Consider the following 20,485-nt stretch of genomic DNA (forward strand, 5'->3'; position numbering starts at 1 on the left):
TACCGCGCTATTAACCCGGACTTAACGCGGGCGGGGCATTCGGTTAACGATTGGACTTGGGCCTTCCGGGCCCCACGATTCGGGTAAAGGGTAAGGATGACCGCTGAGAACGTCTCCCTGATCATCGCGGCCGGCGCGCTGGCGCTGGGGCTGGCCTTTATCCTGTGGGCGCTGCGCACCTCTGACGGCGCACGCGGGGCGGCGCGCAAGTATCGCGAGAAAGCCGCGGACGCAGAGAGTGGGCTCGCCGAACTGAAGTCTGTTCTGGGCGCGCATCCAGGCGTGATCCTCGTCTGGCAGGGCGACGTGCTGGAGGATGAGGATGACGACATCGCGGCGCCGGAAATCCACGGCTCGCCGGTCGCGCTGGCAGGCCTCCTGAAATTTACCGACGATGCGGTCTCCGACGATCCGGCGATCCGTATCATTGAGGGCCTTGCCGACCTGGAAGCGCGCGACGGGGCGGGCAAGGACACGACGCTGCGCGAACGCCTGCGCGAGCTGCGTGAACATGGCCAGCCTTTCTCGCTGACGCTGATCGGGCCGTCCGGGCGCTTCCTTGAGGCGGACGGGCGCACAGCTGGTGCGCGGGCCGTCGTCTGGATCACCGATTCCACCATCAAGGGGCTGGAAGAAAGCTCTGCGCGCGGCAAGCTGGAAGAGGCGCGCCAGATCATTGCGCGCGATCCCACAGCCTTTCTCGACATGCTGGGCAAGTCGCCTTTCCCGGCCTGGCGGGTGTCCGGCGTCGGCCGCCTGCAATGGGCGAACGAGGCCTATATCGAGGCGGTCGATGGCAAGTCGCTCGATCACGCGCTCGACAAGCAGCTTCAGCTTGATGACAAGGCGTCCGAACAGCTGCACAAGACGATTGCCGAGGGTCGCGACATCGACGCGATCCGCAATCTGGTGGTCGACGGCGAGCGCCGCTCCATGCGCATATTGAGCTTTCCGCTTTCAGGCGGGGCCGGGGCGATGGCGTTCGACGTGTCCGAACAGGAAGCCGCCCGTGAGGAGCTGAACCGCCATGTGAAGGCGCATGATGAGACGCTGAACCATGTCGCCGACGGGGTGGCGATCTTCGGGCCGGACCGGCGGCTGACTTTCTATAACCGGGCCTTCTCGTCGATCTGGGATCTTGAGGAAGGCTATCTGCTCGACTCGCCGACCCATGGCGAGCTGCTGGACCGGCTGCGTCAGGACCGCAAGCTGCCCGCGCAGGCCGAATATGCCCGCTGGCGCGCCGATGAGCTGGCGCACTATCAGGACATTTCCGGCATCGAGGAAGACAAGTGGTCGCTGCCCGACGGGCGCACGCTGCAGGTGACGCGCCAGCGCCATCCGATGGGCGGCCTGCTGCTCCTGTTCAAGGACATTACCGGTGAGCTTGACCTGCAGACGAAATTCAACGCGCTGATCAAGACACAGACCTCCACGCTCGACAGTCTGCGCCAGGCGGTGGCGGTGTTCGGGTCTGACGGCCGGCTGAAACTTTCGAACCGGGCCTTCGAATCGCTCTGGGCGCTCGACCCGCAGGATGTGAAGAATACGCCCGATTATGACGATGTGATCGAAGCCTGCCTGCCGCTTTTCAGTGACCGGATGCTGTGGAGCGAGATCAAGGGCCATATCACCGATCCGTCCGCGGCCGCGCGCCGGCCGACTGAAGGCGAGATGCAGCGCACCGATGGCACGACGCTGCATTATATCACCCAGCCGCTGCCTGACGGGAACACGCTGATCGCCTTTGCCGACGAGACGGCGCAGCGGGCGGTTGAGGGCGCCCTGCGGGGCCGCGCAGAGGCGTTTGAGGCGGCTGACCGTCTGAAGACCGAATTCGTACGCAATGTGAGCTATCAGCTGCGCTCACCGCTGACGACGATCCTGGGATATGCAGAATTTCTTCAGTCGGAAACCAATGGTGAACTAAATTCGCGTCAGATGGACAATGTGAATTCCATCCTGACCGCCTCCGATCATCTCAACAAGCTGATTGAGAATATCCTCGACCTCGCCCTGATCGAGGCCGGACGGATGGATCTCGATCTGGAAGACTTCAAGCTGGCCGACGTGGTGCAGGAGAGTGTCGACCTCATCGTCGGCAAGGCGTCCGATACCGAGATCCATGTCCATGCCGAGATCGAGGATGGGCTGGGCACCATCCATGCCGACAAGCGCCGCATCCGGCAGGTCCTGTTCAATCTGTTGTCCAATTCCATGCGCTTTACCGAGCCGGGCGGAGAAGTCACCATTTCTGCGAGCCGGGTCGACCAGATGGCGATCCTCTCGGTGAAGGATAATGGCAAGGGCATCGAGGTGGAGCGTCAGGCGGCGAGCTTTGACAGCTTTACCTCATCCGACCAGCGCGGCGCTGGCCTTGGTCTTGCGCTGGTGAAGAATTTCGTCGACCTGCATGGCGGTTCGGTTGGCATCAAGTCTGTGCCGGGCGGCGGGACCGAAGTGGTCTGCTGGCTGCCCGTCAAGGCTGTCGTGACCCGTCAGCCGGACTGGGACGTCACGCCCGCGCGCGCGAGCGCATGATCGGCGCCGGAGTCCCGATCTCTCCGAAGGGCATGGTCGACACCTCGCGAACCGCAAGCTAGAGCTTTCGCATGACAGACAATATCCAAGCCGTGATCTGGGACTTTGGCGGTGTGATCACCTCCTCTCCCTTCGAAGCCTTCAATCGCTATGAGGAAGAAAAGGGCCTGCCAAAGGACTTCATCCGGGGCGTCAATGCCGTGAATGGCGACACCAATGCCTGGGCCAAGCTGGAGCAGTCCAAGGTGAGCGCCGAGGAGTTTGACGCCCTGTTCCGCGCAGAGGCCGAAGCGCTTGGCCATTCGGTGCCGGGCAAGGACATTCTCGGCCTGCTGTCTGGCAATCTGCGCCCGCGCGTGGTCGAGGCGCTGAAACGCTGCAAGGCAAAGGTGAAGGTCGGCTGCATCACCAATAATGCGCCTGTCGGCAAGGGGGCCGGCATGCAGGCCGACGAGGGCCGTGCGGGCGAAATCCAGAAAGTGTTCGACCTCTTCGACGAGGTGATCGAAAGCTCCAAGCTCGGTATCCGCAAGCCCGATCCGCGCATTTATGCGCTGATGTGCGAGGCGCTGGATGTGGACCCGAAGCAGTGTGTCTATCTCGACGATCTGGGCATCAATCTCAAACCGGCCCGCGCCATGGGGATGACAACGATCAAGGTCCTCAATGAGGATCAGCTTCTGACAGACCTTCAGTCGGCAACCGGATGGCAGCTGACCGCGTAGGCCCCTTCTGGAGGGCGGCGGGCCTCCTGGCGCTCGCAGCTCTTGTGGCTGGCTGCAGCGATGAGCTGCCGCGTGAAGAGGTGCACCTGCAGGTCGAAAAAGCGCCCGACTACATGATGCCGGATGCAGGCCCGGACAGGGGACCGGCGGGGCTCAGCGAGGCAGCGCAGTCGACGATGGCGCGCCTTCAGCAGATTATCGAAAGCAATTCGCTTCGCCGCCTGACGGCGTTTGCCGAGGCCCAGCCCGGCTTTGTCTCCAACTTTGCCGGTGCCTCCCATAGCGATCACTGGGATTTGCTGAGGCGCACCGGCTTCGACCCGATCCTTCGCCTGGAAGAGCTTCTGGCCGGGCCATATGGCACGAAGTCCGTGGCGGGGGAGACCTGGTATGTCTGGCCGGACCTTGCCGCGCTGGAGCCTGAAGCGCTGACGCCGGAGCGGCTGAATTTCAGCCAGCGCGCGCGGCTGGAGGAACTGGTCGGGGAGACAGGGATTGCACAGATAAGGGAAGGGCGCGGCTATCCCGGCATCCGTACCGCAATCGCCGAGGATGGACGCTGGCTCTATTATGTCCACGAAGTTTCAGGCGAGGAGTAAGAACATGGCTGACAAGATGAAAGTTGAAGACGTGCTGGCAAAGGTCGATGGCTGGAAAGCGGCCGATGGCGACACCGATGCGATCACCAAGACGTTCAAGTTCGACGATTTCGCAACCGCTTTCGCCTTCATGAGCGCGAGCGCGACCCAGGCCGAGAAGGCCGACCACCATCCCGAATGGTTCAATGTCTACAATACGGTTGAGGTGACGCTGACCACGCATGACGCCGGCGGTGTCACGCAGAAGGATATCGATCTTGCCAGCAAGATGGACGGGTTCGCGGCAAAGCTGAGCTGATCGCTCAGGCGCTGAGACGCTGGAGAAAAGAGTCGATTTCGCCGAGCGCTTCGCTCTCCTCGCCTGTTGGGTGCGGTGCACTTTCTGAGTGCGCCTCCGCCAGGCACCGGCTGAGGACCGTGATGAGCTGGCGCTCATCAATCGGCTTGGAGACATAATCAGACATGCCGAGCCGGAGATAGCGCTCCCTGTCGCCGGCCATGGCATCGGCCGTCAGTGCGATTACAGGTAGTGTTTCGCACGCGCCGCCCATCTGGCGGATATGCTTCAGGGTTTCAGGGCCGTCCATCTGAGGCATGTGAATGTCCAGAAGAACGAGGTCGATACGCTCCTTCTCCAACAGGTCGAGAGCCTGGGCTCCGCTGCTTGCCTCTATCACGCGCAGGCCGACCGGTTCGACAAAAAGGCGGGCGACGCGGCGGTTGATACGGTTGTCATCGACAATGAGTGCTGTCTTGCCGTGGAAGTCGACAACGCGGTTGTCACGCGCCTTTGGCTCGGAGTCCTGATCAGCGCCGAGCTCTGCCGAAGCACCGGCCTTGGCCGCTTCGGGCACGCCCACGTTAAAGGAGAGTGTGAAGATAGAGCCCTTGCCCGGCTTGCTGACCACAGACACGTCCCCGCCCATCATCTGGGCGAGTTTACGCGTGATGGCGAGGCCAAGCCCCGTGCCGCCAAAATTCCGGGTGGTTGAACGATCCGCCTGCTGGAAGTTCTCGAACAGAAGGGCAATCTGCGCCTCATCCATGCCGATCCCGGTGTCGGAAACATGTATCCTGAGACGAAGGTGATCCGGCGTTTCGCCAGGCTCAGAGGTAACCGCAACGATGACCCCACCTTCGGCGGTGAATTTCAGTGCGTTGGAGACAAGATTGTCGATGCACTGGCGGAACCGGACAGGATCGAATTCGAGGATGGAGGGGACCGACTTGTCGACGATGACGCGCAGGAACAGACCTTTCTCGTCGGCCTTGGGCCGGTAGAAGCTCTCGGTCCGTTTCATCCTGTGGCGGAAATCATCGGCGATAGGGGCGATGTCGAGCTTGCCCGCCTCGATCTTTGACAGGTCGAGAATGTCATTGAGAAGGGTCATCAGCGACTTGGAGCAGTCGAGGATTGCCGTGACATTTCACGCTCATCGGCGCCGATCTGGCGGCCCGTGAGCGCCTGGGCCATGCCGAGAATGCCGTTGAGCGGCGTGCGGATTTCATGGCTCATCGCGGCGAGGAATTCCGACTTTGCCTCGCTTGCGGCCAGAGCTTCGCGTTTGGCATGACGCAGCTCGCGCTGACGGTCGCGCAGATGGGTGACGTCGGCGCTGAGGCTCATGATTCCGCCGTCGGGCAGGCGGCAGAAATTGACCTCGATATGGCGCCCCGAACGTGTCCACATATCGAGATCCTCACAGGCGAGAATCTTGCGGTAAAGATCCGTGGCGAGTTGAAGGGGATCGTATCCGCTTTTCTCCTCAAGCGTGTCGAGGACGGACGCATACATGGCCTGAAAAGGCTCTGTGCCCTTCTCAAGTTCGGCGAACAGGGTCGGATAGTGGCTGCGCGCCTTTTCATTTACATAGACGAGGCTGAAATCCTCGCGGTGGATGGCGACGCCATGGTCGACGCGTTCGACGGCCTCTAGAAGCTGCTCCAGTGTGAGACTGAGTTCTCTGTTCTGCGGCACGGCACTCTTTCCCCCTTGTTCTCGGCCGGACTGTCGGCCCGATTCATTTAAAAACCCTTCATGTTGCAGCAGACGAATCACAGGTAGAGCGTCGCTTGACGCCGATGCTGCAAGCTGAAACTGGAGAAGTTGAGATCAGCAAACAGGACCGAGGGAGGACCGATATGGGACGGGTCGAGGGAAAGAAGGCATTCATCACGGGCGGCGCGCAGGGCCTTGGCGAGGCCACGGCCTGGATGCTGGCGCGCGAGGGCGCGAAAGTGACGGTGACAGACATCAATGGCGACGGTGCGGCCAAGGTGGCCGGGGCGATCAATGCCGATCTGGGTGAGGGGACGGCCTTCTCCTGGCAGCACGATGTCACTGACGCGGAGCGCTGGCAGACTGTCCTCAAAGAGGCCCATGACGCGATGGGCGGGCTGAATGTGCTGGTGAATAATGCCGGTATCGGCTCACTCGGCTCTGTCGAGGACGAGAATTACGAGATGTTCCGCAAGGTGCAGGAGATCGATGTCGATTCGATCTTTCATGGCTGCAAATACGCGATTCCGCTGATGCGTGAGCATGGCCTTGGCTCCATCGTCAATATTTCCTCGATTGCCGGTATCATCGCGAGCGGGAATTACATTGCCTACAATACGGCCAAGGCGGCGGTGCGGCATATGTCGAAGTCGATTGCGCTCCACTGCGCCAAGACGGGCGGGCAGATCCGCTGTAATTCGGTCCACCCGGTCTTCATCAACACGCCGATCCTTGATCACACCAAGGAGATGTTCGGCGAGGAAGAGGCGCTGAAGAAGCTCGGCAGGCAGATCCCGCTCGGCAAGGTGGGAGAGCCTGACGATATCGCCTATGCGGTTCTCTACCTCGCTTCAGATGAGAGCAAGCTCGTCACCGGTATCGAGCTGAAGGTGGATGGCGGTATCTCGGCGATGTAGTCAGTGCGGCGTTGGCTCGCCGAGCTTGTTCTCCCGGGCGAGCCGGCGCTGGTGGCGGGCCCGCATGAGCGGGGCGACCTTCCAGGCAACAAGCGCCGCCAGAAGCGCGCTGCCCACGACGACAACCGGAATGGAATAGGCGAGGTAGCCGGCAAGGGGCGTGACCAGCACGACGATCATGCCGATCCCGAAAAGGACCGCCTGTGCCATCCCACAGATGAGGAAGCTGATCGCTGAACGATTGGTCATTGGGGGCTGCACAGGTCCGGGTTCATTGCATTGCAACCCTGCAGGCAGAGGCAGGGTTCCGGACCGGCGTGCGTAGTGTTGAGATGGCTCGGAGCCTGACATGGCCGAGGAGATGGCCCAAATAGCGCTTGCTGGGCGCCGTGTGTTCATGATATGTTCCATGCCTTATCAGGAAAGGTGGGACAGATGATTGGATATGTGACTTTCGGGACAAATGACCTCGATCGCGCGGCGAAATTCTATGACGCCATCGCTGCCGAGATGGGCACCGGGCGGATGATGGAGTTCGAGACCTATATCGCCTGGGGAAGCATGGACGGTCCGGCGGGGATTGCCGCGACGAAGCCGTTTGATGGCCAGCCGGCCACGGTTGGCAATGGCACCATGGTGGCGCTACAGGCCAAAGACCGCGCCCAGGTCGACAGGATCTATGAGATCGCGCTCGCCAATGGCGGCAGCGATGAAGGCGCGCCCGGCCCGCGCGGGGAGGATGGCTTCTATGCCGGCTATTTCCGCGACCCTGACGGCAACAAGCTGAACGCCTTTACCATGGGCTGAACCTGAAAAGGCCGGAGGGTCACCCTCCGGCCTTTCTATCGTCTGAACAGGCGTCTGGACTATTGGGTGTCGCTGTCCATGTCCGGCTCACTGCCGACGGGCATGCGGCTATAGGTCAGTGTGTTGCCACGTGGATAGGATGTCAGCTCCAGAGTCTCGTCATTCAGCTCCAGGATGCCGTAGCAGAGCTCCTCGCCCGTGTCGGTCGACGTCATTGTGAGGAGTGGCATGTCGGCGGTCTCGTCCGGCGCATCCTCGCAGGTGTCGACCAGTTCGAGCGTTTCGGTGCTGAGCAACTCATCATCATACATCATGGTGACTGTGCCATCGATGATCGACATTTCGGAGCGATCGTCCTCGCCGGAAATCCAGTTGCCCTGAAGATCATCCATCGTGGTGTCGCCTTCCGGCATGTCCATGCCGCTCTCGGTGACCGCGCCGTCGCTCATGCCGGCGGTTTCGGAGCTGGTCTCCATATCGCCGCCGGGTGCCTCCTCGAGGCCGACGGCCGGATCGTCGGTCAGCGAGCCTTCGCTTTCGATGGCGCCGTCTGCCGGGGGTGTTTCTTCGGCGGTGTCCGGCCCGCCGCAGGCGGCCAGCAGCAGTGCGGCAGAGCAGGTGGCAATGGCGATAGGGGTACGTTTCATGGCGGTATCTCCTTTGGTCATCCCCCCTAGAGGTAGCCGCGTTCAGCCTGCGGGCAAGTTCAGGCCGCCCGGCGCGTCTCGCGATAGAGCCGGTAGGCAAGGAGAACCACCATCATGGCCGCGCTGAAGATGAGGGGCAGGTGCGTGTCGAGCGTGTAAAGCGCGGCGCCGAGAAGCGGACCGAAGATGAAGCCGGAGGGCGGGGCTGCGGCCAGGAGGGCGGCGGCGCTGCCCTGTTCGTGACGTTCGACGGACAGGCTGCCAAGGGCATTGGCCGCCGGCACCGACATGGCAGAGCCCGCGCCCACGAGGGCGAAGGCAGCGCACATGGCGGGGAAATTGTTGAGCAGCGCGGCGGCGGTATAGCCGGTGGCGATCAACCCCAGCCCCAGGGGAAGAAGACGGCGAGGGGAAGGATGAACCCGCTGTACGTAACCAAACTGAACAGTAATGAGCATGACCGCCATACAGGAAAAAACGATTCCGACAGCCTGCACGGTCTCTGCCTCCGCAATTGCGAACCGGTCTTCCATCAGCCAGGCAAGGGTCTGCTGGATCGCGCCCACGGCGATGAAATAGCAGAGGAGGAAAAGAAGGTGCGGCAGCACGCGCGGATCGCGCATGCGCAAAGGTTCCGGGCGGCTGCGGTCGCGGTTGCCACGCGATTTAGGCAGCGCAAAGCTGACGAAGAGCCCGGCAATGGCACAGAAGACGATGGAGCCCCAGATCGGGGCGAGGGCGCCGAATTCTGCAAGGACACTGGAGCCGGCCGGGCCGAGAATGGAGCCAAGCGCCATGGCGGCGCTCAGCATGCCGAGCCCGCCCGCGCGCGTTGCGCTCGTTGTTGCATCGGTCATCGCCGCCATCGCGGCGGGTTGGAGCCCGGGCGCGAGAAGGCCGAACCAGAGGCGCGTAAACACCAGAAGGAAGAAGGTCGACAGTCCTGTGACGATGCCCACCAGGGCGGCCTGCAGCGCGAAGAGGAAGATCATGTTCGACCCCGCCATCGCGAACAGGGAAAAGACCATGACGCGCTTGCGCCCGAAACGGTCGGCCCAGCGCCCCCATTGCGGGATCATCAGGGCATAGATGGCCGCCGAAAGGGTGAGAATGCCAGCGACTTCGATTTCTGTAAGGCCCGCTTCCCGAGCAAGCGGGGCGACAACCACGAAATTGATGGTCATACCGGCGCCCATCGCAACGTTTGAAAAGGCGATGACGCCTTTCTGCCAGCCGCTCAAGGGGCGGAGCGGCTGCTCGCTACCGGTCTGATGACGCATATTCCCCGCCTCGTGTCAGAGTTGAAGATGGCGGGGTTTCGCCAGAGCTGCAAGCGCCATTCCGGCAATTGCGAGCTTGCCCCTGCGTGAAGCGGCGCAGCTTTCGTATTGCAGAGCGCGGTCCATTCAGATTAGTCAGGCCTTCAGTTTGAAGGAGAACAGATCCGTGCACGAACTCGTCGTGGCGCTCTATCAGTATTTCGTCTATCCGATCCTGACGCTTCTGCTGTTCGCGCTGTTTGGTTATGTGATCATGAGCTGGCTGTTCATGTTCAATGTTCTTTCGCCCTATGGCCAGGTCGCCAGGCAGATCTATTCCATGCTGGAATCGGTGCTTGAGCCCTTTTTGCGCCCGATCCGCAACACGATCCCGCCACTCGGACAGCTCGACCTGTCGGTTTTCATCCTGGCGCTCCTGATCCTGTTCTTCCGCGACTGGCTGTTCCCGCAGCTCATCTTTGCGACGCCGGCCTGATGCGGCTTGCGGTCCGCGTGACGCCGAAATCCTCGGCGGACCGGATCGAGGACGTTATGCCGGATGAGACCGGCCGCAACATGCTCAAGATGCGCGTGCGCGCCGTGCCGGAAAAGGGCAAGGCCAACCGGGCCGTCGAAAAGCTGCTGGCAAAGGCGCTCGGCCTGCCAAAATCTGCCGTGAAGGTGGTGACCGGCGAAACGAGCCGGATTAAGGGCGTGGACATCGAGACCGAACCCGGCAGCGCCGCGGCGCGCCAGATCGAGGAGTGGATGGGCGATGGGTGAACGTATCAGCGGAAAAGAGGTCGCAGAACAGGTTCGAGCGCGCGTCGGCGCTGCGGTGGCGACACTGCCGGCAGCACCGGCACTGGCCGTTGTGCTGGTTGGCGAAGATCCGGCAAGCCAGGTCTATGTCCGCAACAAGGTACGCCAGACTGAAGAGGCAGGCATGCGCTCCCTGCATCATCACCTGCCCGCCGACGCGACACAGGCCGAGGTCGAGGCGCTGATCTCTGATCTCAACCATGACGCAGACGTCGATGGTATCCTGCTGCAGCTGCCGCTGCCCAAGGGCCTCGACGAGCAGAAGGCGATTGAATGCATCGCGCCTGCCAAGGATGTGGATGGCCTGACCGAGGCGAGCGCCGGTCGGCTGGTCCTTGGCAAGGACGGCCTACGCCCCTGCACGCCGACGGGCTGTGTCATCCTGGCGAAATCGGTCCTGGGGGATGACCTTTCCGGAAAGAATGTCGTCGTCATTGGCCGCTCCATCCTTGTCGGCAAGCCTGCGGCGCTTCTGTTCCTTGCAGAGCACTGCACCGTGACGATTGCGCATTCACGGACCAAGGACCTTGAGGCGCTCTGCCGGACGGCCGACATCCTCGTTCCGGCTGTGGGGCGCCCGCAAATGGTCAAGGGCGACTGGGTGAAGCCGGGTGCTGTCCTCATCGATGTCGGCATCAACCGCATCGACGCGCCGGAGAAGGGGAAGGGCAAGACGCGGCTCGTCGGCGATGCGGACTTTGCGTCCTGCGAAGCCGTGGCCGGTCATATCACGCCCGTGCCGGGCGGTGTCGGACCGATGACGATTGCCTGCCTCCTGCGCAATACGGTGATCGCCGCGTGTTATCGCCGCGGCTGGGATATTCCGCAAAACCTCGGCTAGGTGCGAACGCCCTGGCGCCCTTGTGCGTTTGGAAGGCGGTTGCACGGAGAAACACTATGCAAAAGCCGAAGACATTCCTTGGATGGGCAGGCGTGGTTTTCATGCTGACGGTGATTGCCGTCATCGTGATGCTGGCGGCCAGTATTGCCTTTGTTGTCGTGGCGGGGGTCGCGATCCTCGGTGCGGTGATCGCGCTGGTCCTGCTGCTCGCCAAGCGCAAAGCGGAAAAAAGCCGGGAAATAGAGTGAGCCAGAGCATCAGCCCGCCGAACACAGAGTTTTTCAGTCAGCTCTGGGAGGCGCAGTCAGGCTGTTGCGCGCTTTGCGGCGGGCCGATGCCGCAGAGCCGGTTCGCGGTGGCGCACGCCTCAATCTGGAAGCGGCGGCGCCCCACCTTCGATCACATAGTTCCGCTTGCCGCAGGCGGGCCGGACAATCCGGACAATCTCCAGCTGGCCCATGCCGATTGCAACAAGCGTAAGGGCAGGCGTCAGGCCGGGTCAGACGGGCGGGTAGCCACATAGGCCATGCCGCAGGCGATCAGCGCAAGCGCGACCGCCAGCCAGGCCCAGCGGCCCCAGAGCACCGCTGTGGAGATCCCGCTGGCAAGCGCCATGCCGAAAATGGCGCCGGATTTCGACTTGCGCGACAGCGTGCCCTGTTCGATGAAACTGCGGATGGGCGGGCCAAAGCCGGGGCGCCCGTAGATCCAGTCGCGCATGGCGGGGCTGGAACGGGCAAAACAGAGGGCGGCGCCGATCCAGAATATGGTGGTCGGCCAGACCGGCAGGAAGATGCCGATGGCGCCAAGGCCAAGCAGCAGGAATCCGAGGACACGGGCGATCAGCATGGCAGTGTCTTCGCGCTCCTCATGAATGCGGCGGGCCGGGTGAGCGGCATTCCCTGGCAGGTGCCAGATGTGCCGCGCCCGGGCAAGCTGGATGTAGATGGCTGATGTCTGCGGGCGAGCCCTGGCTGATTTTCTGGGCAGGCCGCGCTTTTGTGCGCCGCCTATCTATCAGCGATGGCGCGAGCGCAGGCGTCCGCGCTCGCCCAGGCCCACTGGAAATTATAGCCGCCGAGCCAGCCGGTGACGTCGACGCATTCGCCGATGAAATAGAGGCCGGGCACCAGCTTGCTTTCCATCGTCTTTGAGGAAAGCCCGTCTGTGTCGATGCCCCCTGCTGTGACCTCTGCGGTGCGGTAGCCTTCGGTTCCGGCCGGGACCGGTTTCCAGTGTTTGAGGGCGGTCGCGACGGCGTCCATTTCCGCCTTCGAGAGCTGAGCGAGTTGTTTGCCTGAAGGCATGCCGGGCCAGCCTGAAATGTACTGGCCAAGCCGGGCGGGAAAGCGGCCCGACAGCCAGGTTGAGAAAGCCTGTTTCGGGTGGGCTTTGCGGTCTTCGGCGAGTTCATCCATCAGCGTGGTGCCCGGCGCGAGATCGATCTCCACCGGCTCGCTTTCGTGCCAGTAGGTCGAGGCTTGCAGCATGGCGGGGCCGGAAAGGCCGCGATGGGTAAACAGCATGGCTTCGTGAAAATCCGGGCCGCTCCCCGCCTTCGCATCGACCATGCAGGAGACCCCGGAAAGCTCTGAAAAGGCGTCCTTGAAAGCGCCCGTAAAGGTGAACGGCACGAGGGCAGGGCGGGTCGGGACGATGTCATGACCGAACTTGCGGGCGATATCATAGGCAAGACCGCTGGCGCCCATTTTCGGGATGGAGAGTCCGCCTGTGGCGACGACGAGTGTCCGTGCCTTCAGCGGGCCGCCGCTTGTGGCCACATGGAAAAGACCATCCCGATGCTCGACCTCCCCAATCTGGGTCTCCAGCCGCATCTCGCCGCCGGCGGCTTTCAGATCTCCGACGAGCATGTCGATGATGGCGCCAGATCTCTGGTCGCAGAAAAGCTGGCCGAGCGTCTTTTCGTGCCAGGTGAGGCCGGCCTTGGCGACGCGGTCGCAGAAGTCCCAGGGGCTGTAGCGGGCGAGCGCCGATTTGGCGAAATGCGGGTTCTGCGAGACGAAATTGTTCGGGCCGGTCTCGATATTGGTGAAGTTGCAGCGCCCGCCCCCGGAGATCCGCACCTTTTCGGCAGGCTTGCGGGCATGGTCCACGACAAGGACGCGCTGGCCGAGCTCACCCGCGCGCGCGCCGCAGAAAAGCCCGGCCGCGCCTGCGCCAAGTACCAGTGTGTCGATCACCTCAGACAGGATCCAAATCCCTAAAAAGTCTCAATCTGGCCCTGTTCGCGGCATAGCAAACTCCTGTAAAGGGAAGAACGCACCAGGAGAAGGACGCAGGTTATGGCAGGGCTGACCTTGAGAGCGAGGGGAATTCTGGTGTCGGGGCTTGCCGCGCTGCTGGTGGCTTGCGGCGGCGGAGATGAACCGCCTGCGCCGGTTAATCCAGAGACGGCAGGCGGTGAGGTGGTCGAACGCTCCCGCTCGGCGCAGGCCGCTGCAGAGCGGCGCGAGCGCGAGCGTCAGGCGCTTGCCGAGGCCGAAGAAGGCCGCTTTGTCTATTTCCGCTATGCGCCCGATACCAGCGGTGAACAGCCGCGCGCCTGTCTCGTCTTCTCCCAGCCGCTGGATCCGGAGATCGACTACGCGACCTATATCCGCATGAAGCCGAAGGTACGTCCGGCCTATGCGGTGGAGGGGCGCGAACTTTGTCTTGAAGGTCTGGATTTTGCCCAATCCTATACGGCGACAATCCTTGAAGGTCTGCCCTCGGTTGAGGGCGCCGGGATCGAGCGTGAGGAAGAGGTCCAGATCAGCTTTGAGGACCGTCCGGCCTATGTCGGGTTCAAGGGCGCAGGTGTCATCCTGCCGCGCGAGAATGCCGACGGCCTGCCCATTGAGACGGTGAATGTCGATGAGGTCGATGTCACGGTCTACCGCGTCAATGACCGCGCGCTGGCTTTCAAATCCATCAGCCAGGGCGATGAGGCCGCGCAGGGGCGTTATTCATACCTCTATGGTGAGGAAGACCCGCGCGATGTCTCGACCGAGATCTGGTCGGGCAGCATGGATATCGACAATGTCACCAATGCCCCGGTGACCACGGTCTTCCCGCTGCAGGATGTGATTGGAGAGCTGAAGCCCGGCTCGTATTTCGTCGAGATCCAGGATGCCCGGGAGCTCAGCGATTATGATGGTCCGGCCGCGTCCGCGCGCCGCTGGATCATGCTGACCAATCTGGCGCTGACCGGTTATCGTGGAGAGAATGGTCTCGATGTGACGCTTCGCTCTCTGCAGGATGGTGAGGTTCTGTCCAATACGCGCGTGCAGCTGGTGGCGTTCAACAATGAGGTGCTGGCCGAATCCGAAACCGGCGAAAATGGCCGCGTGCGCTTTGATGCGCCGCTTCTGGCCGGAACCGGCAATTCGGCGCCGCGCATGGTTATGGCGTTCGGAGCGAAGGGCGACCTTGCCGTTCTGGACCTGTCGCGCGCGCCGATTGACCTGTCAGAGATGAGCACGGGCGGGCGCACGACGCCGGGGCCTGTCGACGGCTATCTCTATGCCGACCGCGGCATTTTCCGGCCCGGTGAGACGGTGCACCTGACGGCGATGATGCGCGACCGTAGCGGAGTGGCGATCTCTGACCGGGCCGGCCAGCTGGTCATGTACCGTCCGAACGGTGTGGAGGCTGACCGGATGCGCTTTACGGCCGCTGAGGGCGGCGCGCTGGTCTGGGATTATGAGCTGTCAAAGACCGCTTCGCGCGGCATGTGGCGGGTCGTGCTGGAAATCGACGGCGCCCCGGAGGCCGGCTCGCTGCGTTTCTCGGTTGAGGACTTCGTGCCGCAGCGGATCGCAGTGGAGCTGGACGCCGATGAGGATGACTATATCCCGGCGGGCGGCTCGCGGCTGATTTCGGTGGAAAGCCGGTTTCTCTATGGCGCGCCAGGCGCGGGCCTGACGGTTGAGGGACAGGCGCGGCTTGAAACCGATCCGAGCCCGTTCGAGGCGTTTGACGGCTTTGAATTTGGCCGTACCGACGAACAGTTCCGCGAGGAGATCATCGAGTTCGAACCCCAGACGACCGATGGGGCGGGCCGCGCGACCGTGCGCCTTGATCCCGGCGGGCGGGGCGATGAGTCCAGCTATCCCCTGCGTCTCAATGCGAATGTCAGTGTGATGGAGCCTGGTGGACGCGCGGTAACCGAAAGTGTGCGCATCCCCTACCGGCCGCGGGATGTATATCTCGGTATCCGCAAGGATTTCGAGGGCCGCGCCGAAGAGGGCGGACCGGCCCGCTTCGAGCTGGCGGCTCTCAGCGATTCCGGGGATGTCCTTGATACCAGGCTCGACTGGCGGGTCATCGCCATCGACTATCACTATGACTGGTACCGCGAGGACGGGCAGTGGCGCTGGCGGCGTTCGCGCACGGTGCGGACGGTAAATGAGGGTGTCGTGGACACCGACGGAACGACGCAGTCGGTCAGCGTCGACGGTCTGGAATGGGGCCGCCATGAGCTGATCGTCAGCGCCGCAGATGGAAGCGCAGAGGCGAGCACCGCCTTTCAGGTTGGCTGGGGCGGCTCTGTCTCGGATGACGGCGTCGAAGCGCCGGACCGGGTGGAAGTCGTGATCGACGAGCAGACCATCGTGCCGGGCCGTCCGGCTGCTGTCACGATTGTCGCCCCCTATGATGGCGAGGCGCAGATCGTGGTCGCCACCGACAAGATCCTTCGCGTCGAGACGCGCGACGTCTCTGCCGAAGGCACGCAGTTTACCCTGCCGGTGACCGAGGAATGGGGCGAGGGTGCCTATGTGCTCGTCAATGTCTACACGCCGCGTGACCCGGTGCTGCAGGCCAAGCCGCGCCGGGCCGTGGGTGTTGGTTATATCCCGGTCGATATGGATGCCCGCACGTTCGATGTGGAGATCGACGCACCCGATATTGTGCGCCCGCGACGCGAGCAGACGATCCGGGTCGATATTGGCGATGGGCCGCGTGAAGGCGTCTACATGACGCTGGCGGCTGTCGATGAGGGGATCCTGCAGCTCACCAAATTCCAGAGCCCCGATCCGGTGGACTATTATTTTGGCAAGAAGGCGCTGGGTGTCGATATCTATGACGATTATGGACGCCTTCTGGACCCCAATATGGGGCTGCCCGCCGAAGTGCGCACAGGCGGCGACCAGCTGGGCGGGGAAGGCTTGAGCGTTGTCCCGACGAAAACGGTGGCGCTGTTCTCGGGCAAGCTCGATGTCGGGCGCTCCGGGCGCGCAGAGGTCACCTTTGATGTGCCGGACTTCAATGGTGAGCTTCGCCTGATGGCGGTCGTGTGGTCCCAGACGGGGCTTGGCTCTGCCAGCCGCCCGCTGACCGTGCGCGATCCAGCGCCGGCAGAGCTGATCCTGCCGCGCTTCCTGGCGCCGGGCGATGAGGCGGTCGCGACCGTCTCGATTGACAATATCGAGCTTGAAGGCGGAACTTTTACCGCCTCTCTCGATGCGACCGACCCGGTTAGTGTGGCAGCAAGCGAACTGTCGCATACCATTCCGGCAGGCCAGCGGGCCGATGAGGGCCTGCGGCTCACCACCGACGCGACAGGGATTTCGAGCCTGCGGCTCGATGTGCAGGGGCCTGAAGGCTACCGCGTCAGCCGCAACTATCAGATCGAGACGCGCTCGCCCTGGCTTCCGGCCACGCGGATTTCGACCGCCACCATGTCGCCGGGCGACAGCTGGTCCATCCCCGATGACATCCTGTCTGGCTATGTGCCGGGAACGGCGGAGGTGACGGTGAGCTTCTCGGCGCTGCCGCTCGATGCCAATGCGCTCTACACATCACTGGCGCGCTATCCCTATGGCTGTACCGAACAGACGGTGAGCCGGGCGATGCCGCTGCTTTATTCAGAGCAGCTTGTCGCCATGGGCGCCGATGAGGACGCGCGGGAACCGGCCGGTACGCAGATTCAGGAAGCGGTCACCGCCGTGCTGAACCGCCAGTCGTCGGAAGGCGCGTTCGGTCTCTGGCGCGAGGGGGACGGCAATGCCTCGCCCTGGCTTGGCGCCTATACGACGGACTTTGTCTACCGCGCCAGCGAGGCCGGCTATGAAGTGCCGCAAGCCTCCCTCGACCGCGCCTTTGAGTCCATGCGGGCGGTGGCGCAGGGGGATGCCTGGCGGGCCTATGGCTATGACACCAATGTCTGGGAGAGCGAGTGGCACAACGATACCGAAGCGCGCCTGATGCGGCGGGCCTCGGCCTATGCGCTCTATGTGCTCGCGAAGGCCGGCAAGGCCGATATGAGCCGTCTGCGCTATCTGCATGATCGTGAACTGAACCGGATCGAAAGCCCGCTGGCACGCGCGCACCTTGGGGCCGCGCTGGCCTTCATGGGGGATCGCTCGCGCGCCTTCAGCGCTTTCGAAGCGGCTGAAGAGGCGCTCGGTTATCAGAATACGGGCGACTATTATCAGACGCCGCTGCGCGATCTTGCCGGGGTTATCGCGCTGGCCGCAGAAGCGGACTTTAACGAGATTGCGTCGCGTCTGGCCGAGAAGCTGGGAGAGGATGCGCCGGACCCGAGTGAGTTCAGCACCCAGGAAAAGGCGTTTGCGCTTCTTGCACTCAATGCCATGAATGATGGCGGCGAGGACTATCGCATGATCGTTGAGGGTCTCGGCAACGGAAACAATAATGACCGGCGCTATCAGTTGAGCGCGGATCAGGCGACGAGCGATGTGAGCTTCACACTGGGGCCGCACGGGGCCTCCATGTTCCGCACGGTGATGGTGCGCGGGGCCCCGGATTCGCCGCCGCCTGCTGTCTCCTCGGACCTTCGCGTTACCAAGAATATCCGGACGCTTCAGGGCGGGGATGTCGACCTTTCCGGTATCGATCAGGGTGACCAGCTTGTCGTGACCGTAAAGATCACGCCTGAACAGCGCCGCACCAATCCGGTTATCGTGGCCGATCTTCTGCCGGCCGGGTTCGAGATCGAGACGGTCCTGAAACCCGCCGATGGCGCGCGGGAGGACGGCACGGACGGTGTCTTTGCCTGGGCCGGGGAGATCGATGAGGCGAAGACAGCCGAGGCGCGCGATGACCGCTTCGTCGCCGCCATCGACGTGCGCGATGAGCCGGTAAGGCTCGCCTATGTCGTGCGGGCGGTGACGCCGGGCGAGTTCGTCATGCCGGGCGTCAATGCAGAAGACATGTACAGGCCCAGCGTCTTTGCCCGCTCCACTCCCGGCCGCATCACCATCGATACGGTGAATGCGGCGACCGGCGGGCAGAGATGATCTGGCTCAAGCGGTCAGCCATTGCCCTCGTGGCAGGGCTGGCCGTGCTGTTCGCGCTCGACCGGCTGTTTCCGCCGCCGCTGGAGCGGGCGAGCGGGGTTTCGGTCTTGGTCAGCGACCGGGATGGGCACCCGCTGCGCGCGATCCCGACAGCCGACAATTACTGGCGCTTTGCAGCCGATCTCGATGAGATCGACCCGGTTTTCATCGAGGCACTTCTGGAAGTGGAGGATCAGCGCTTCTGGCGCCATGGCGGGGTCGACTGGCTGGGCATGGTGCGGGCGGCGTGGAGCTCAGCGCTGGCGGGCCGTGTGGTGTCCGGCGGATCAACCATCACGATGCAGACCGCACGCCTGCTGGAGCCGCGCCCGCGTACGGTGGCGTCGAAGCTGATCGAGATGTTTCGCGCCCATCAGATCGAGGCGCGGCTTTCCAAGGAAGAAATCCTCGAACTCTACCTCACGCTGACGCCCTATGGCGGCAATATAGAGGGGATACGGGCGGCAAGCTGGCGCTATTTCGGGCGGGCGCCGGACCGGTTGTCGGATGACCAGATCGCGCTGCTGATTGCGCTGCCGCAGAGCCCGGAAGTGCGCCGGCCAGACCTTCGCCCGGAGGGGGCTGACAAGGGCCGCAAGGCGATTGTCTCCAAACTCGAACGGCTCGGCTATCTCGATGCCGTCCGCGCCGAGGATGCGCGCATGAGTGAAATGCCGACGGGCGCTTACGCCTTTCCCGTGCGGGCCTGGCACGCCACTGAAAGGGCGGCGCGCGGGAAGGGGGGCGATGTGCGCTCCAGCCTCGACAGCCGTTTGCAGACCGAGATGGAAGCGCTGGCGCTCTCGCATGCGAAGGAATTCGGCCGGGAGACGCAGGTCGCCATTCTCGTCATCGATATTCCGACGCGCGGGGTGCGCGCGGCGGTGGGGTCGGCTTCGCGCGATCTGCCTGGCGGCTGGCTGGACCTGACGGCGCAGGCGCGCTCACCGGGGTCCACGCTCAAGCCTTTTATCTATGCCATGGCCTTCGACGATGGCGAGGCGAATGGATCGACGAAGATTGCGGACCTTCCAAAACGCTTTGCCTCTTATCAGCCAGACAATTTCGACCGCATGTTCCGGGGCGATGTCCGGGTTTCCGATGCGCTTCAGCATTCGCTCAACGTGCCGGCGGTACTGGCGCTGGACCGGATAGGGCCGCAGCGCTTTGCCGCGACGCTGGCCCTCGCCGGCGCGCCCCCGCGCATTCATGGCGGGGCGGACAATGAGGCAGGCCTTGCCCTGGCGCTGGGCGGGGCGGGCCTGACAGCCCGGGAGCTGGGCGTGCTCTATGCCGCGCTGGGCGATGGCGGCCGCGCGAAACCGCTGGTCTGGACCGTTGAAGACGAGGCAGCCAGCCGCGAGGCAAAAGGCTTCCATCTCATGGAAGCGGAAAGCGCGGGCGAGATCCTCTCCATCCTGAGACGTGCGCCGACCCCTGAGGGACGCATGCCCGGACGTCTTACGGCCAATGCCCCCCAGATCGCCTTCAAGACGGGAACCTCCTATGGGTTCCGCGATGCCTGGGCTGCCGGGGTTTCGGGCGACCATGCGATTGTCGTCTGGGTCGGCCGCGCGGACGGGGCGCCGCGTCCGGGGGCGACGGGACGGCGTGATGCACTGCCTATCCTCTATGAGGTCGCGGACCGTGCAGCCTATCATCTGGGCGGGGATGGGGATGCTGCCGCGCGCCTGATGAGACAGGTGCCAAAGCAACCGGACGGGGCGCTGTCTGCATTTGACAGGGGCGAAGACCGCGCCCCGCATATCCTGTTTCCACCGAAGGATGCAGAGCTCTGGTCGGGACGGATCAATGGTGCCCCGGCGCGGCCCTTCGTGCTGGCCGGACGCGGCGAAGGCACACTCAGCTGGTTTGTCGACGGGCAGGCGTGCGAAACCGATGCTGCGGGCCTGCCTGTCTGGCAACCTCGGAAGCCGGGTTTCTATACGATCAGCGCTGTCGACGCGTCGGGCCGCGAAAGCCGCGTGCAGGTTCGGGTCATCGGGATCGGAGAGAGTTAAAGCGCC

20 protein-coding genes are annotated in these 20,485 nt (G+C 63.3%); 13 read left to right on the forward strand and 7 right to left on the reverse strand.

Going from position 1 to position 20,485, the window contains the following annotated elements:
• Positions 1 to 96: 96 nt before the first annotated feature.
• The 4 genes from ABNU55_RS02570 (at position 97) to ABNU55_RS02585 (ending at position 4,163) form a co-directional block, all read left to right on the forward strand.
• A complete protein-coding gene (locus ABNU55_RS02570) occupies positions 97 to 2,541 on the forward strand; it encodes a PAS domain-containing sensor histidine kinase (protein ID WP_290749950.1) in 2,445 nt (814 codons plus the stop codon).
• A gap of 71 nt (positions 2,542 to 2,612) precedes the next feature.
• Positions 2,613 to 3,266: an HAD-IA family hydrolase gene (locus ABNU55_RS02575; RefSeq protein ID WP_290749954.1), complete on the forward strand. Its 654-nt coding sequence runs from the start codon at positions 2,613 to 2,615 to the stop codon at positions 3,264 to 3,266.
• Positions 3,248 to 3,865 (forward strand): hypothetical protein, encoded by a 618-nt coding sequence (locus ABNU55_RS02580; RefSeq protein ID WP_290749957.1) that lies wholly within the window; start codon positions 3,248 to 3,250, stop codon positions 3,863 to 3,865. The genes ABNU55_RS02575 and ABNU55_RS02580 overlap by 19 nt, the downstream gene beginning before the upstream one ends.
• 4 nt (positions 3,866 to 3,869) lie before the next feature.
• Positions 3,870 to 4,163, forward strand: coding sequence for a 4a-hydroxytetrahydrobiopterin dehydratase (locus tag ABNU55_RS02585; protein WP_290749959.1), 294 nt, complete (start codon positions 3,870 to 3,872; stop codon positions 4,161 to 4,163).
• A 4-nt stretch (positions 4,164 to 4,167) separates the two neighbouring features.
• On the opposite strand, the gene ABNU55_RS02590 is transcribed toward ABNU55_RS02585, so the two are convergent.
• Together ABNU55_RS02590 and ABNU55_RS02595 are read right to left on the reverse strand one after the other, a co-directional pair.
• Entirely contained in the window at positions 4,168 to 5,256 is a 1,089-nt protein-coding gene (locus ABNU55_RS02590) for a response regulator (RefSeq protein WP_348764211.1), read from the reverse strand.
• Positions 5,256 to 5,843, reverse strand: coding sequence for a histidine kinase dimerization/phospho-acceptor domain-containing protein (locus tag ABNU55_RS02595; protein ID WP_348764212.1), 588 nt, complete (start codon positions 5,841 to 5,843; stop codon positions 5,256 to 5,258). The genes ABNU55_RS02590 and ABNU55_RS02595 overlap by 1 nt, the downstream gene beginning before the upstream one ends.
• A 164-nt stretch (positions 5,844 to 6,007) precedes the next feature.
• Here ABNU55_RS02595 and ABNU55_RS02600 point away from each other — a divergent pair, with 164 nt between their 5' ends.
• Positions 6,008 to 6,781 (forward strand): SDR family oxidoreductase, encoded by a 774-nt coding sequence (locus tag ABNU55_RS02600; protein ID WP_290749964.1) that lies wholly within the window; start codon positions 6,008 to 6,010, stop codon positions 6,779 to 6,781.
• On the opposite strand, the gene ABNU55_RS02605 is transcribed toward ABNU55_RS02600, so the two are convergent.
• Positions 6,782 to 7,030, reverse strand: a complete 249-nt coding sequence (locus ABNU55_RS02605; protein ID WP_290749967.1) for a hypothetical protein — start codon at positions 7,028 to 7,030, stop codon at positions 6,782 to 6,784.
• Between the two features lie 186 nt (positions 7,031 to 7,216).
• On the opposite strand from ABNU55_RS02605, the gene ABNU55_RS02610 reads away from it, so the two are divergent.
• Positions 7,217 to 7,588: a VOC family protein gene (locus ABNU55_RS02610; RefSeq protein ID WP_290749969.1), complete on the forward strand. Its 372-nt coding sequence runs from the start codon at positions 7,217 to 7,219 to the stop codon at positions 7,586 to 7,588.
• A 59-nt stretch (positions 7,589 to 7,647) separates the two neighbouring features.
• On the opposite strand, the gene ABNU55_RS02615 is transcribed toward ABNU55_RS02610, so the two are convergent.
• Both ABNU55_RS02615 and ABNU55_RS02620 read right to left on the reverse strand, forming a co-directional pair.
• Positions 7,648 to 8,235: a hypothetical protein gene (locus tag ABNU55_RS02615; RefSeq protein ID WP_290749972.1), complete on the reverse strand. Its 588-nt coding sequence runs from the start codon at positions 8,233 to 8,235 to the stop codon at positions 7,648 to 7,650.
• A gap of 59 nt (positions 8,236 to 8,294) precedes the next feature.
• Positions 8,295 to 9,515, reverse strand: a complete 1,221-nt coding sequence (locus tag ABNU55_RS02620; RefSeq protein WP_290749975.1) for an MFS transporter — start codon at positions 9,513 to 9,515, stop codon at positions 8,295 to 8,297.
• A gap of 166 nt (positions 9,516 to 9,681) precedes the next feature.
• Between ABNU55_RS02620 and ABNU55_RS02625 the strand changes: the two genes are divergently transcribed.
• The 5 genes from ABNU55_RS02625 to ABNU55_RS02645 are packed head-to-tail and all read left to right on the forward strand — an operon-like array spanning position 9,682 to position 11,680.
• Positions 9,682 to 9,990 (forward strand): YggT family protein, encoded by a 309-nt coding sequence (locus ABNU55_RS02625; protein WP_290749978.1) that lies wholly within the window; start codon positions 9,682 to 9,684, stop codon positions 9,988 to 9,990.
• Positions 9,990 to 10,277 carry a DUF167 family protein gene (locus tag ABNU55_RS02630; protein ID WP_290749981.1) on the forward strand — a complete coding sequence of 96 codons (288 nt, stop codon included), beginning with the start codon at positions 9,990 to 9,992 and terminating at the stop codon, positions 10,275 to 10,277. Before ABNU55_RS02625 ends, ABNU55_RS02630 begins: the two co-directional genes overlap by 1 nt.
• Positions 10,270 to 11,157 carry a bifunctional methylenetetrahydrofolate dehydrogenase/methenyltetrahydrofolate cyclohydrolase FolD gene (folD, locus tag ABNU55_RS02635; protein WP_290749984.1) on the forward strand — a complete coding sequence of 296 codons (888 nt, stop codon included), beginning with the start codon at positions 10,270 to 10,272 and terminating at the stop codon, positions 11,155 to 11,157. The genes ABNU55_RS02630 and folD overlap by 8 nt, the downstream gene beginning before the upstream one ends.
• A 56-nt stretch (positions 11,158 to 11,213) precedes the next feature.
• Positions 11,214 to 11,405: a hypothetical protein gene (locus ABNU55_RS02640; protein ID WP_290749986.1), complete on the forward strand. Its 192-nt coding sequence runs from the start codon at positions 11,214 to 11,216 to the stop codon at positions 11,403 to 11,405.
• A complete protein-coding gene (locus ABNU55_RS02645; RefSeq protein WP_348764213.1) occupies positions 11,402 to 11,680 on the forward strand; it encodes an HNH endonuclease signature motif containing protein in 279 nt (92 codons plus the stop codon). The genes ABNU55_RS02640 and ABNU55_RS02645 overlap by 4 nt, the downstream gene beginning before the upstream one ends.
• Here the strand turns inward: ABNU55_RS02645 and ABNU55_RS02650 are convergent.
• A complete protein-coding gene (locus ABNU55_RS02650) occupies positions 11,647 to 12,006 on the reverse strand; it encodes a YbaN family protein (RefSeq protein ID WP_290758254.1) in 360 nt (119 codons plus the stop codon). The two genes, ABNU55_RS02645 and ABNU55_RS02650, sit on opposite strands and share 34 nt — an antisense overlap.
• A 161-nt stretch (positions 12,007 to 12,167) precedes the next feature.
• Entirely contained in the window at positions 12,168 to 13,367 is a 1,200-nt protein-coding gene (locus tag ABNU55_RS02655; protein ID WP_348764223.1) for an NAD(P)/FAD-dependent oxidoreductase, read from the reverse strand.
• Between the two features lie 93 nt (positions 13,368 to 13,460).
• On the opposite strand from ABNU55_RS02655, the gene ABNU55_RS02660 reads away from it, so the two are divergent.
• Positions 13,461 to 18,419, forward strand: coding sequence for an alpha-2-macroglobulin (locus tag ABNU55_RS02660; RefSeq protein WP_348764214.1), 4,959 nt, complete (start codon positions 13,461 to 13,463; stop codon positions 18,417 to 18,419).
• On the forward strand, positions 18,416 to 20,479 hold the full coding sequence (gene pbpC, locus ABNU55_RS02665) for a penicillin-binding protein 1C (RefSeq protein ID WP_290749998.1): 2,064 nt from the start codon (positions 18,416 to 18,418) through the stop codon (positions 20,477 to 20,479). The genes ABNU55_RS02660 and pbpC overlap by 4 nt, the downstream gene beginning before the upstream one ends.
• The last annotated feature ends 6 nt before the right edge of the window (positions 20,480 to 20,485 follow it).

Source organism: uncultured Henriciella sp., from assembly GCF_964005855.1.
Lineage (GTDB): Bacteria > Pseudomonadota > Alphaproteobacteria > Caulobacterales > Hyphomonadaceae > Henriciella.

What these genes read in the sequence shown, in the direction of transcription:
- ABNU55_RS02605 (WP_290749967.1), bottom strand. Translation starts at nt 7,030, where the DNA reads ATGACCAATCGTTCAGCGATCAGCTTCCTCATCTGTGGGATGGCACAG.
- ABNU55_RS02600 (WP_290749964.1), top strand. Translation starts at nt 6,008, where the DNA reads ATGGGACGGGTCGAGGGAAAGAAGGCATTCATCACGGGCGGCGCGCAG.
- ABNU55_RS02570 (WP_290749950.1), top strand. Translation starts at nt 97, where the DNA reads ATGACCGCTGAGAACGTCTCCCTGATCATCGCGGCCGGCGCGCTGGCG.
- ABNU55_RS02650 (WP_290758254.1), bottom strand. Translation starts at nt 12,006, where the DNA reads ATGCTGATCGCCCGTGTCCTCGGATTCCTGCTGCTTGGCCTTGGCGCC.
- ABNU55_RS02630 (WP_290749981.1), top strand. Translation starts at nt 9,990, where the DNA reads ATGCGGCTTGCGGTCCGCGTGACGCCGAAATCCTCGGCGGACCGGATC.
- ABNU55_RS02620 (WP_290749975.1), bottom strand. Translation starts at nt 9,515, where the DNA reads ATGCGTCATCAGACCGGTAGCGAGCAGCCGCTCCGCCCCTTGAGCGGC.
- folD (WP_290749984.1), top strand. Translation starts at nt 10,270, where the DNA reads ATGGGTGAACGTATCAGCGGAAAAGAGGTCGCAGAACAGGTTCGAGCG.
- ABNU55_RS02640 (WP_290749986.1), top strand. Translation starts at nt 11,214, where the DNA reads ATGCAAAAGCCGAAGACATTCCTTGGATGGGCAGGCGTGGTTTTCATG.
- ABNU55_RS02660 (WP_348764214.1), top strand. Translation starts at nt 13,461, where the DNA reads ATGGCAGGGCTGACCTTGAGAGCGAGGGGAATTCTGGTGTCGGGGCTT.
- ABNU55_RS02585 (WP_290749959.1), top strand. Translation starts at nt 3,870, where the DNA reads ATGGCTGACAAGATGAAAGTTGAAGACGTGCTGGCAAAGGTCGATGGC.
- pbpC (WP_290749998.1), top strand. Translation starts at nt 18,416, where the DNA reads ATGATCTGGCTCAAGCGGTCAGCCATTGCCCTCGTGGCAGGGCTGGCC.
- ABNU55_RS02615 (WP_290749972.1), bottom strand. Translation starts at nt 8,235, where the DNA reads ATGAAACGTACCCCTATCGCCATTGCCACCTGCTCTGCCGCACTGCTG.
- ABNU55_RS02580 (WP_290749957.1), top strand. Translation starts at nt 3,248, where the DNA reads ATGGCAGCTGACCGCGTAGGCCCCTTCTGGAGGGCGGCGGGCCTCCTG.
- ABNU55_RS02590 (WP_348764211.1), bottom strand. Translation starts at nt 5,256, where the DNA reads ATGACCCTTCTCAATGACATTCTCGACCTGTCAAAGATCGAGGCGGGC.
- ABNU55_RS02575 (WP_290749954.1), top strand. Translation starts at nt 2,613, where the DNA reads ATGACAGACAATATCCAAGCCGTGATCTGGGACTTTGGCGGTGTGATC.
- ABNU55_RS02610 (WP_290749969.1), top strand. Translation starts at nt 7,217, where the DNA reads ATGATTGGATATGTGACTTTCGGGACAAATGACCTCGATCGCGCGGCG.